Here is a 12,438-nt window from a genome sequence, read left to right as displayed (position 1 = left end):
AAAAGCAAATGGCATGTAGCATGGGGCAAAGGGTTTTTCACCTTATGCCCTTTGCCCTTACCCCCCTGCTCCGTTGTCTTCTGCTCTAAACCAAATGAAACAATGGCACATATAGCTGTACCGATTCCGTCGCTTCCGGGTAAGCAGGATATCGAAATCGAAGTAACCATCAATGGTTTAAAACAAGAATTGCATTACAGAGTAGAGCTATTTTATTGGGACGAGTGCGAGTTTCCGATAATTGACCGCGCTGAGTGCATCAGAAACATGCTGGCTAGGTACGACCAGGACTGGACGCTCTATTACATTGGCGCCCCCACAGAAGCGTTTGTGCCTATTACTTTTGTAAAACGAACCGATTTACCATTACAACGAAAACTTGCCGGAGCCGAAATTTGATACAACTTTACCTACCCATCTATCAACCAGATTAAACATAACCCGGTATTGAATTGTGCTGGCAATGGCACCTATACCGGGTTTTATCTTTCTACACGCCATTTCTTTACATCATTATGGTCGGCATCGCCAATTAGAAATCCGTAAGGACGCAGGCTTTCTATAGAATCGAATATCACTTTTATGATGGCCGTTATAGGTAATGCCAGCACAAGGCCAGACAACCCCCATAAGTTGCCAAAAACAATAAGCGCAATAATAGCCGCCATTGAATTGACACTCACCTTTGAGCCCACCACATAAGGTGTAATAAAATTACCCTCAAGAAACTGCACTCCTCCAAACAAAGCCGCTACCCCTAATGCATACCAGGCCGAATCTTTGGTAATTAAAGCAAACACTATGGGCAGTAAAGAACCAATGGCCACGCCAATGTAGGGTATAAGCACTAGTATGGCTGCAAAAAAACCAAAGAAAAAGGCGTGTTCAATACCCATAATAAACAAACCCAGGGTGTTTAGTATGCCAATAATACCAATTACTATAATAAGACCTACCACGTAATTGACAATTACATCTTTCACCTTTTTCAAGACCACGTCTACCCGGTGGTTACTTACCGGCTTTAATGCTTTATAAAAAAACACACGGATGAAGTCGCGATAGAGCAACAATAAAAATATATAAAGCGGAATCAGGGTCAGGTTACCTAACAGCCCGGTGGTTGTTGATAACGTATTGGTAATGATAGAACTATTGTTTTTCAGCAGTTCAGTCAGGTATTTCTGTCCTTCTATCCGCTGCTTGGTTCGGCTGATATGAAAAGTATCACGAATCAACAACTGAAAACTGCGGTACCATTTCTCGGCTTTTTCAGTAAGTTGTGGCAGCACCTCTTCCAAATCTATTATCTGTACGTATATCATATAGCAAAACAGGCAGAAAAATGAAAGGGCAATCAGAATAGACATAAAAATAGCCAGCCAGCGCGGCACCCCGTATTTTTCAAGAAACTGCGATACCGGTAATAAAAGCAGCGCAAACAGCCCCGAAAACGTGAGCGGTATGAGCAAATCTTTCAGGATGTACATACCGTAAATGATAATTACCACCGAAATAAGCACATACGCTAGACGGGTATAAAATGGCTGCTGACGGACCTTCATACAGAGAGGTTAGAAATAAATTGGATACTATTAATTAGGAAACTTTCTCAAACAATCCAAAAATAGCTAACTTGTTTGCGATATTCAAACATTTACAATGAATTAAAAAAATCCGCATATCGATGTTGTTTAAATTTTATATGTTTTTGTTTTCAATGAAAGTGGCGCTTTGCAATTGCTATCCTGAAATTCATAAAAGTGGATTTAATAGGGCCAAAGCCCATTACAAAATAACAAAAACCGGAGAATTAAAGGGAGTAGTGAATGAGAGTTCGGGGCTTACACCTTCTGCTAAACCTGGGCTATACTGGACCCACAACGACAGCGGCGGAAAACCAGAATTATACCTTGTAGATACGAATGGAAATGTATCTGACACCCTGAAAATTACCAATAGTAAAAATGTTGACTGGGAAGACCTTACCCACGATACCCGCGGATACATTTATATAGGCGATTTTGGCAATAACAGCCAGAAACGAAAAGACCTGGGCATTTACAGATTTAAAGATGGCCAGACAGATAAAATAACGTTTCGGTATGCAGACCAGACAGAGTATCCGGCAAAGGAGACGGTGTTTGATTGCGAGGCTTTTTTCTGGTTTAACAACAACCTCTATTTGTTTTCTAAGGATAAATCAAAAAAACATGTATCGAAACTGTATGTAATGCCAGACAAACCCGGCGATTATACAGTAAGCCCCATAGACAGTATTTTTATAAAAACGCAGGTTACCGCTGCTGATGTAAGCCCTGATGGTAAAGAATTTGCACTGCTTACCTATGGCAAAATCTTTACTTTTGAGATTACGAATGGTAAGATTGATTTCTCAAAACCCAAAGGATGTATTAAGTTTGACCGTAAACAGACCGAGGCTATTGCATATAGTAACAATACTGATTTTATTGTTACCAACGAGCAACGCAGTGTTTACACGCTAAGAAAAAAGAAGTAACCCGGTGGCAATTTGACTACCATTCTGGCAGATAGACCATCATTCAAGACTCGCCGCCAGGTCATGTACATTCAACGTACCGAACCTGCTTTTCTGCAAAAAACTTTATTTTTTCTCTGAATATTACTATCTTTGATCTAAAATTATTATGCAGGCATACTTAAATGGAAACCTACGGCAAAATTCTTAACATAGCCATGCCGGTCTTTCTGGCATTGGTTTTATTAGAAAAACTCTATGGATGGGCTATCAGGAAAGAGTCATTCAAAACCATGGATATGCTCTCAAGCATGAGCTCGGGCTTTACCAATATTATTAAAGATGTATTAGGACTAAGCGTTTCTATTATCACTTATGACTACATGGTAAAACACTGGGCTATTTACAAAGTTGAGTCTACCATCTGGGTTTATATCATTGCTTTTGTTGCCTTAGACTTCTCTGGCTACTGGATACACCGCCTGAGCCACCAGATAAATTTCTTCTGGAACAAACACGCCATCCATCATAGCAGTGAAGAGTTCAACCTGGCATGTGCGTTACGGCAAAGTATTTCTTCGTTCGTTAATCTATTTACCGTTTTTCTGCTTCCTGCTGCATTGCTGGGGGTTGACAGCAAAGTAATTGCCATTGTGGCACCCCTGCATTTATTTGCGCAGTTCTGGTATCACACTGTCTATATTGGCAAACTGGGCTTTCTTGAAAAAATCATAGTTACCCCGTCGCACCACCGGGTGCATCATGCCATTAATCCGGAGTATCTGGATAAAAACCATGCGCAGATATTCATTATCTGGGACAAACTCTTTGGCACATTTCAGGAAGAGCTACCCGATATACCCCCGGTTTATGGTATTACAAGACCGGTAAGCACCTGGAACCCGATTAAGATTAATTTTCAGCATTTGTGGTTACTGATGCAGGATGCCTACCATACCGCTAGCTGGCGCGACAAACTGCGAATATGGTTTATGCCTACCGGCTGGAGACCCGCCGACGTAACAGAAAAGTATCCGGTTTTTAAAATTGAAGACCCTTATCATTTTGAAAAATACGCGCCTAAGTCTTCATTGCTGATGCAAACCTGGATCTGGGTGCAGTTCATTTTTACATTTGCGCTCATCAGTTATTTCTTTGCTAACCTGTCTGCCATTGGTAGCCCGGGTATCTTTATTTATGGTGGCTTCGTTTTTCTGATTGTTTTCAGCTATTCAGAGCTGATGGACAGAAACCCTTATGCCTTGCTGTACGAAATCTTTAAAAACCTGGCTGGTCTGTTTATTATTTATTACACCGGCAACTGGTTTGGTATCAGTACGCAGATACCCTGGGCGGTTTATGCCATTTCTGCTTATTTTATATTATCTACATTGGTAACCGCATATTTTGTTTTTTACGACATCCGGAAAGATCTGACAGTTGCCAAAGTAACCTTGCAGGAAGTAGCACAATAGAGAGAGCGCTTTTCTGAACCAAAAAAGAGGGTCTGCAGAATTAAATCTGAGACCCTCTTTTTTGGTTAATTAACAGCTACTTCACACGTTCAAACAACTTTTTGTAGGCGTGTTCATATCCTTGTTTAATTACCTCTCTGATATCGTTTGAGTTGAAATCCGTCAATTCCAGATGAATCGGCTCGTCAGGCCTGATAATATTCAGATTTACTTTTCTGGCCAGTTTAAAAGAACCAATCGTCATATAATTTTCAGCATAGTTTTCGGCCCATTCAATATCACTGTTTTCAAACTGGTTCACAGTTATGTCTTTTACGCGTTCTATAAGGCTCAGAAAATTGCGGTAGTTAAAATGCTCAAGCGGGCGATGCTTGGGGTGCGTAGGTATGCAATAAATTTCAGTGGCGCCATCTTCAATGGCTTTTTTTACGGGTACCACCTCTCTTAGGCCCCCGTCCATATATGCCTCGCGGTGGTCGCCGCCAATTTGTATCGCCGGCATAATAAACGGCAAAGAGCTACTGGCCCGCAGGTAGTCCAGAAAATGTTGTTCCATGGGGTCGGCGTATTTCATGGCTCCGGTATTAATATTTACAGCGCCTACTTTCAGATAAACCGGACTCTTACGCAACAGGTTGGCATCAAGGTATTTTTTGAGTTTATCATGCAACGGATTAGTATCAATCAGGCCATTGAAGCGGCTCATGATGGTATCAATGCCCAATGAGAATCTTGATTTCAGGATACCGATATCGCTTGGGCGGGTTATGTTTTCAAGCCAGAATTTAAGCAGTTTTTTATTGACCAGGTCCCAGTTTATTTCACCTGTTTCAACGTGCTGCCGCCCGGCTTCATTTACCATAAAACTGGCATTAAGTGCACCCGCCGAAATGCCATAAATCATTTCAGGCTTAAACCCGGTTTCTAAAATTGCCTGAATGGCCCCTACCTGCCATGCTCCTTTCAGCGAGCCTCCCCCCAAAACTAATGCCTTCATGAATAGTGGTTAAGTTAATTTAGATAAGCGAATTAGGAAATATTTACTAATTATTCAAATATACCGTACAAAATTAAATTTGGCTATCATTATTATCAGTTTTATATTTGAGCAAATTTTGAATACTATAACATACGCCAATTGTTGTAATCTGAAACCAGATTCAGAAATCTTATTAAAGTAAAACAATTACCATATTTATTTGCATTAAAGCACTAATTATAGTATTATTTACTTAGTTCTGCATTAAAAATCAGGTTTAGGTTGTAACATTGCACTCTAAGAGTAAGCTATCTACTTGCTCAGGTCTAAATGTCTTTAAGTATAAAGCAAATACAGGCTCCGATTGAACAGGAGTTAAAAATTTTCGAGAAGAAATTCCGTCAGTCCATGAAAACTGATGTAATGCTGCTCGACCAGATAATGAGTTATATCGTACACCGTAAAGGCAAGCAGGTACGCCCTATGTTTGTTTTTCTGACGGCCGGTACGTTAGGCCCTATCAGCGAATCTACACACCGTGGAGCAGCCATGATTGAATTGCTTCATACAGCCACCCTGGTACATGATGACGTAGTGGACGACTCAAACTACCGACGTGGATTCTTCTCTATCAATGCGCTCTGGAAAAACAAAATAGCAGTGCTTGTGGGCGACTACCTGCTGTCGCGGGGGTTGCTGCTCAGTGTTAAAAATCAGGATTTTCAGTTGCTTGAAATTATGTCTACGGCCGTAAAAGAAATGAGCGAGGGAGAGCTGTTGCAAATGGAAAAAGCCCGCAGGCTTGATATAACTGAAGACCTTTACTATGACGTTATCCGGCAAAAAACTGCTTCTCTCATAGCTTCCTGCTGTGCCGTTGGGGCTGCTTCTGTGGGTGCAGATGAAACCACAATTGCCCAGGCCAAACTATTGGGAGAAAAAATTGGCATGGCGTTTCAGATAAAAGACGATTTGTTTGACTACGGAGATGCCGAAATCGGTAAACCTACCGGTATAGATATCAAGGAGAAAAAGATGACACTTCCGCTCATTTATGCCCTGAACAATGCCGGTTGGTCTGAAAAACGTAGGATTATAAATCTTGTAAAAAACCATTCTGAAAACCCTAAGAAGGTTGACGAGGTTATTACGTTTGTGAAGCAGTCAGGTGGTATTCATTACACTACCGACATCATGAAACGCTATGTGGCAGAAGCCAAAGAAATACTGTTTACTTTCCCTGAGTCTGTCTACCGCCAGTCATTACATGACCTGATTCAGTTCACCATTGAACGCACCAAGTAAAATTTTCCAATCAAAAGGCATTAATCTTCAATAAAAACAAAATTGATTAAATTTACTGTAAAATTAATTTTTACAATTAATTCGATACATTCAATCAATATATTATTTTCAGAATATTTTTTATTTTCAAAATAAAATGAAAATACATTTATTATTCCCGCTTCTGTTCGTTTTTTCAGCCATTGCATACGGGCAACAATCCATGCAAAAGAGTATAGACGTAAATAAACTGAATGACTACCTACGGCAGCTTCCGGCAACAATAAAAGTATCTATGGTGGCAGAGAGCGTTACAGGGCATAGGTATTTTGCTTTCAGACCTGAAGCAAAAGTACCGGCTGCGAGTGTGATTAAGATACCTGTTCTGATAGAACTGATGGAACAGGCAGGGAAGCAGGAAATAGAACTGACTAAAATTTATAAACTAACCGCGGCAGATAAAACCGGAGGCTCAGGAATTATAGCCGGTATGCCTGATGGCAAGGATTTTACGCTCAGAGAACTGGCTCAGGAGATGATACATTCAAGCGATAACACAGCTACCAATGTGCTGATACGAGAAGTTGGCATGAAAGCAATTAATGATAATTTAATAAGGCTGGGTAGTACGCATACCCGCCTGAACCGTATAATGATGGATACACTGGCCACCAGACAAGGCCGGGAAAACTATGTAAATACGGTAGAAATTAACGATTTGCTTCGTAAAATCTACAACAACAAAGTAGCAACACCGGCTTTGTGTAAAGAAATGCTGGAAATACTGAAAAACTGTGCCGATACCACCACCATACCAAGATACCTGCCCAGGCAGGTGGCCATAGCCCATAAGACAGGAGAATTGAGCTATGTACGTGGAGATGCCGGTATTGTTTATACCGGCAACCCGTTTATATTATCTGTATTTGTTGAAGGTTTTAGCGAAATGAGCCAGGCAGAAAAAATTATAGGTGATTTAGCCCTGATATGCTGGGAAAGCCTGAAATAAAGAACTCAATCCCGTTTTTTGGGTTCATATTTGGGTGGAGCATACAAAAACCCGAATGCCTCGGCGCCCTCTTTGGTATGTACCCTGTGGTGCACATAATGCGCATTAATAATTCTTTTGAGATACTTGTTTTTGGCCACAAACTTTATTTTTACTCTTCTGTGCACGATGATGTCATGAAAAACAAAATAAGCTACGCCATAGCAGGTAACGCCTGCGCCTATCCAGGTAAGGTACCAGAAGTCAGGATTCAAATCGCCATAAATAATGGTTGAAGCAGCCACAATACTAAAAACAATGGCGTAGTAATCGTTTTTTTCAAAAAAACCCTTGTGGTGATTATGGTGGTCTCTGTGCCAGTTCCAGCCGAAGCCGTGCATAATATATTTGTGCGAGAACCAGGCCATAAATTCCATAAAGCAGAAAGTGCCTGCTACAATTGCCACTTTTATTAAAAACATTTTAGTGCGGTTATTTTAGGTTTAAATCTATAAAATTTTCGTTATCGTCTTCTTAACACAAAATTAGCGTCGAATGTTTGAAAAAGCATCCAGAAGATTTATAATTTTGAACCCTGTTCAATCCGTAACACCAATAATATTCTATAAATAAATTTTAAACAATGAAACGTCTTATCTATCTACTACTGTTGTTAAGCCTGCCTGTCTTAGCACAAAAACCACAGAAGGCAGCCACACCTGCCAAACCTAAACTGGTGCTGGGCATTATGGTTGACCAGATGCGCTATGACTACCTGGAGCGTTATTACAGTAAATATGGCAACGGAGGCTTTAAACGACTGATGAATCAGGGCTTTAACTGCCGCAATAACCATTATCATTATGCCAGCACCATAACAGGCCCAGGCCACGCTGCGGTATATACGGGTTCAGTACCGGCCGTGAATGGCATTATAGGCAATGACTGGTATGACCCTTTTCTTAATAAAGTAGTTTATGTGGCCGAAGACACAACGGTAACTGCCGTAGGAACCGACATAGCCGGCACAGAAGGCAAGCGGTCGCCGGTGAATATGAAAACCACAACCATTACCGACCAGTTGCGTCTGGCTACGCAGTTTAAATCTAAAGTAATTGGTATTGCCGCCAAAGACCGTGGAGGTATTCTTCCGGCGGGGCATTCGGCCAATGCGGCTTACTGGTTTGATGGCAAATCGGGCAACTGGATTACGAGTACCTATTACATGAAAGAACTGCCGGAATGGGCAAAAGCGTTTAACGCCAGAAAATTGCCAGACTATTACAAAAGCCAGAAATGGAACACGTTATTCCCGATTGAGCAGTACACTGAAAGCGATGAAGACAATCAGGAATATGAAAACGTAATGAGTGGTGAAAAACTGCCGGTTTTTCCGCATGCTATCAATAATAACAATGCCATTCTTACTTCTCCGTTCGGCAATAACATGACCAAAGAAATAGCTTTGGCTGCATTGAAAAACGAGAAAATGGGCCAGGGCCAATATACCGACTTCCTTTGTGTGAGTTTCTCTTCACCCGACTACGTAGGCCATGCCACCGGAACGCATTCTATTGAAACCGAAGATACCTATCTGCGCCTTGATAAAGACATTGAAGAAATTCTTAATTATCTGGATGCCACGCTAGGCAAAGGCACCTACACGGTTTTTCTGACTGCCGACCACGCTGCGGCTGACATACCGGCTTTTTTACGTAAAAATAAATTGCCCGGTGGTGTTTGGGAAGGCTCAAAAGAAGTAAACTATCTGAATGGCCGCATTACAGAAAAATACGGCCCCGGCAAATGGATATTGTCTACAGATAATTATCAGTTGACCATGAACCGTGAACTGATGAAGAAAAACAATGTAAGCATGAACGATATGTTCAAACTGGTAAAAGAAGAACTGATTTCATTGGGTTCGCCGGTTTATCAGGTGGTTAACTTCCATGATATGGCCAATACGGTTATCCCGCCGTTTTATAAAACACTGGTTGAAAACGTATATAACCCTAAGCGCAGTGGCGATTTTATGATTCTGCTGGAGCCGGGCTGGTTCCATAGCGGAAGCAAAAAGGGCACCACCCATGGCACTATGTGGCAATATGACCGCCACGTACCACTTTTATGGTATGGCTGGAATATACCTGCAGGAGAAACTACCGAACAAACCTATATATCAGACATTGCCGCTACGCTTGCCGCCTTGCTTAAAATTCAGGAGCCGAGCGGTTGTGTGGGTAAGCCTATACAAGCTATATTAAAGAAGTAGGCTGTATAATGGCTGCCATCAGGCAAGCCGGAAAACACTAAACAAAGTAAAAAACGTTTTTCAAGACCACAGGAAGGGTTATCTTTCCGGTCTGGAAAACGTTTTTTCGTTTACAGTACATATAGCCAATGCAACTATTTATTTATTTTGAACATCTATCAATCAACATAACCTCAATAAAATGCGTCCGTATCTATCCTTCATTCTCGTTTTTATATCGTTGGTCTCCTCGGCACAAAAACCCGGCAATTACCTCATTCAGGTAGGGAAACTATATGATGCCGAACATAAGAAGTTCGTTACCAATCAGAAAATACTTATTGAAAACGGCATTATTAAAGATGTAGGCGCTCAGGTAGCTCAAAAGAAACGAACAAAAATCATTAATTTAAGTAACTGCACAGCCACTCCGGGGCTAATTGATATGCACAGCCATTTGTTACTACACCAGAAACAGACGGCTGATGGCATGGTGGAAGGTTCAAAACTGGCAGCGGCAGAACGCCTGAAGCAGGGACAGGAATTTGCGAGACAAAATCTGGAGGCAGGCTTGACAACGCTAAGGGATCTGGGTAATTCAGGGCAATATCTGGACCTTGCACTTAAAAAACAACTAACCGGAACAACCGCACCAACCTTGTACATATCGGGGCCTATTATTAGCCCTCTGGGTGGTCAGTTTGGTAAACTGGCCCCTGCCGACAGTTTTGTTATTAAACAGGAATACAGAGTTGTAAAAGGCGCTGATGATGCACGGGCTGCTGTGCTTGAACACATAAAAATGGGTATAGATGTGATAAAAGTTTGTATGAATACTGATAACCGTGTTTTAGCTCCTGACGAAATTGGTATTATTGTAAAAACTTCGCATGAAAACGGTATTCCTGTAACTGCACATGCTACTTATGACGAATCGGCGCGGGATGCCGTTATGGCGGGTGTCAATGGCATTGAGCATGGCTACGTCTTATCTGACAGCACGCTTGAATTGATGGCTAAACGCGGCACCTATCTGGTGCCGACAGATGTAACCAAAGAGCAGGCCATGATTCTGGTAGATGGCGTGGGTATGAAAGGTAAAGAGGCCGAAAATTATGCTAATAGTTTTCTGAAAAGCGTACATGAAAGGCTGAATCGTGCGGTAAGCAAGGGCGTTACCATTGTAGCAGGCTCTGATTATTACCTCAACATTGATGCCTTACCCCGTGTCAAAGGCGCCGTAGGTGTAATATTATCATATCATGAGGCGGGCATTCCGGTCACTGAAGTATTGCAATATGCCACGGTTAATGCCGCTAAAGCCCTCGGCGCATCTGAAAGCATCGGAGATATAAAAAAAAAGGCATGAAAGCTGATATTGTGTTTTTCAACAGAGATCTTGAAAATGATTTTGCAAGAAGCCTGTATGATGTAGAGATGGTCTTAAAAAATGGGGTTGCGGTATATACAAATCCTGGAAAGCAAAAATCAAAATAAGATTTTAGTACTAATAAAGCCGGGAAAATTAACTCCCGGCTTTAAAAGCTATCATGGCAAGTTATATTTAACATAAAGGCCTTCAGAATGCTCAAACTTGCCATTCTGTACATCGTAATGAGGCTCAACGCGCAACGAAACGTTTAACCCGTCTATCACTTTCCAGTCTCTTACCAATCTCAGAAGCAGAATGCTACGGTAGGCTTCGTACCAGTCTGAATACCCAAATTTACGCGAGTATGACTGGAACAAATCGTTACCCATTGGCGAATTGAAAAAATGCCCGAACCAATAACTTACCCCTACCTGATATTTAGGATTCTGCCAATAGCTGTTCAGATAATAGGCGCTTCCCTGAAAAGGCGACTCATAATAGCTTACATAATAATTGTCGGCTGTCAGTGTTTGTGTCTTGGTTAGTTCTTTCTGTACCCTAACCCCTACTGCACTATTGAAAAGCGTGCGTACCGGCTGAGTTGACTGAATATTCTGCCCGCCCATATGATAGATACTACCCTGTACCAGGCCTTTCAGTTTAAAGCCCTTCACCATTACGCCAGGGCTTATAAAAGACGTGCCACCCCAGATATACTCCTGACGGGTTTGTCCGGGGCTGGTACTTTGTTGCATATCAATCCAGGAATCAAAAAATGTTTCATCTTTTATGTCTGTTTTGCCAATGGTACCTGTCTTATTGTATTTAACCTGTATTCCACGTTCGAGCGGATTAGTAACCAAGCGCTCGAAACTCATCATGGGTTCTATCATCCGGTGGTTAATGTTGGCATCGAGATTACCAATCAGAAACTGCCAGTTATTCTGTTTAATACGCACAGTAAAAGTAGGTTCAAGGTCTTTAAGTCCTTTCGCGCCAAAGTCTTTACGGGCAAATCCGCCCAATTCTAACAGTACTTTTTCATGGGGCTGATAACTTATTCTGGGGTTTATATAAGTACCTAAAAGCGTGTAGCCGTCTGCTATATAATTAAAATACTCGTTGTTTCTCACATAGCTTAACGCCGAAAACCTGAATTGAACTTTTCCAAGTTTAGACCTACTATAAGAATAGGTATCCTCGAGCGATGTTGTATTGGTCTGGGCCTGCAGTTTCAAGGAGATGGCAAGCAAAAATGTCATACAAAAAATTTTCCAATTATAAAATCCTTTCATCATTAAAAAAAACCGTTTATCATTTTTTAAGTGTGTAATATTCATATTTTATATATCTTTGTATTGTAATCAAGCGTAACAAATAAATAAATCCGGCATGATAGAAAGTTTTAAAACAGTCAAAAAACAGCAAAAATACTGATTGTATTTTTTTTATAAAGTTCCTTTAAAAAACTAATCAGCCGTATAGATATACTTTCTTAAAGATAGGAAAGTAAAGAAAAAAAACGGAAAACAGGCATAGCGGGTTAGTTTTAAATTATTAGCAAGACACAAGAGCATAGATTGAGT

At 41.1% G+C, this 12,438-nt stretch carries 12 protein-coding genes; 8 read left to right on the top strand and 4 right to left on the bottom strand.

Annotation, left to right across the window (positions count from 1 at the left end; genetic code table 11):
* Window positions 1-102 precede the first annotated feature (102 nt).
* Window positions 103-399 (top strand): hypothetical protein, encoded by a 297-nt coding sequence (locus NZ848_RS19780; RefSeq protein WP_253528906.1) that lies wholly within the window; start codon window positions 103-105, stop codon window positions 397-399.
* A gap of 83 nt (window positions 400-482) precedes the next feature.
* Here NZ848_RS19780 and NZ848_RS19775 read toward each other — a convergent pair whose 3' ends face one another.
* Window positions 483-1,565 (bottom strand): AI-2E family transporter, encoded by a 1,083-nt coding sequence (locus tag NZ848_RS19775; RefSeq protein ID WP_253528908.1) that lies wholly within the window; start codon window positions 1,563-1,565, stop codon window positions 483-485.
* A gap of 122 nt (window positions 1,566-1,687) precedes the next feature.
* Here NZ848_RS19775 and NZ848_RS19770 point away from each other — a divergent pair, with 122 nt between their 5' ends.
* The gene (locus NZ848_RS19770; protein WP_259016972.1) at window positions 1,688-2,521 is read left to right on the top strand and encodes an esterase-like activity of phytase family protein; all 834 of its coding nucleotides are present in this window, start codon (window positions 1,688-1,690) and stop codon (window positions 2,519-2,521) included.
* A 164-nt stretch (window positions 2,522-2,685) separates the two neighbouring features.
* A complete protein-coding gene (locus NZ848_RS19765; protein WP_259016971.1) occupies window positions 2,686-3,975 on the top strand; it encodes a sterol desaturase family protein in 1,290 nt (429 codons plus the stop codon).
* 76 nt (window positions 3,976-4,051) lie between these two features.
* Here NZ848_RS19765 and NZ848_RS19760 read toward each other — a convergent pair whose 3' ends face one another.
* Window positions 4,052-4,972, bottom strand: coding sequence for a patatin-like phospholipase family protein (locus NZ848_RS19760; protein WP_259016970.1), 921 nt, complete (start codon window positions 4,970-4,972; stop codon window positions 4,052-4,054).
* A gap of 312 nt (window positions 4,973-5,284) precedes the next feature.
* Here NZ848_RS19760 and NZ848_RS19755 point away from each other — a divergent pair, with 312 nt between their 5' ends.
* Window positions 5,285-6,259: a polyprenyl synthetase family protein gene (locus NZ848_RS19755; RefSeq protein ID WP_259016969.1), complete on the top strand. Its 975-nt coding sequence runs from the start codon at window positions 5,285-5,287 to the stop codon at window positions 6,257-6,259.
* A gap of 136 nt (window positions 6,260-6,395) precedes the next feature.
* A complete protein-coding gene (locus tag NZ848_RS19750) occupies window positions 6,396-7,247 on the top strand; it encodes a serine hydrolase (RefSeq protein ID WP_259016968.1) in 852 nt (283 codons plus the stop codon).
* Between the two features lie 5 nt (window positions 7,248-7,252).
* On the opposite strand, the gene NZ848_RS19745 is transcribed toward NZ848_RS19750, so the two are convergent.
* Window positions 7,253-7,708 (bottom strand): beta-carotene hydroxylase, encoded by a 456-nt coding sequence (locus NZ848_RS19745; protein WP_253528935.1) that lies wholly within the window; start codon window positions 7,706-7,708, stop codon window positions 7,253-7,255.
* Between the two features lie 161 nt (window positions 7,709-7,869).
* Between NZ848_RS19745 and pafA the strand changes: the two genes are divergently transcribed.
* From pafA to NZ848_RS19730, 3 genes are all read left to right on the top strand, one after another.
* A complete protein-coding gene (gene pafA / locus NZ848_RS19740; protein ID WP_253528936.1) occupies window positions 7,870-9,501 on the top strand; it encodes an alkaline phosphatase PafA in 1,632 nt (543 codons plus the stop codon).
* Window positions 9,502-9,682: 181 nt separating this feature from the next.
* Window positions 9,683-10,849: an amidohydrolase family protein gene (locus NZ848_RS19735; RefSeq protein WP_259016967.1), complete on the top strand. Its 1,167-nt coding sequence runs from the start codon at window positions 9,683-9,685 to the stop codon at window positions 10,847-10,849.
* Window positions 10,846-10,977: a hypothetical protein gene (locus NZ848_RS19730; protein ID WP_259016966.1), complete on the top strand. Its 132-nt coding sequence runs from the start codon at window positions 10,846-10,848 to the stop codon at window positions 10,975-10,977. Before NZ848_RS19735 ends, NZ848_RS19730 begins: the two co-directional genes overlap by 4 nt.
* 51 nt (window positions 10,978-11,028) lie before the next feature.
* Here NZ848_RS19730 and NZ848_RS19725 read toward each other — a convergent pair whose 3' ends face one another.
* Window positions 11,029-12,114, bottom strand: coding sequence for a hypothetical protein (locus NZ848_RS19725; protein ID WP_259016965.1), 1,086 nt, complete (start codon window positions 12,112-12,114; stop codon window positions 11,029-11,031).
* Between the last annotated feature and the right edge of the window lie 324 nt (window positions 12,115-12,438).

It is taken from the genome of Emticicia fluvialis, from assembly GCF_024793945.1.
GTDB classification, from domain to species: Bacteria; Bacteroidota; Bacteroidia; order Cytophagales; family Spirosomataceae; genus Emticicia; species Emticicia fluvialis.
The sequence above is the reverse complement of the archived record's forward strand: the minus strand, read 5'-3'. Positions and strand labels throughout refer to the sequence as shown.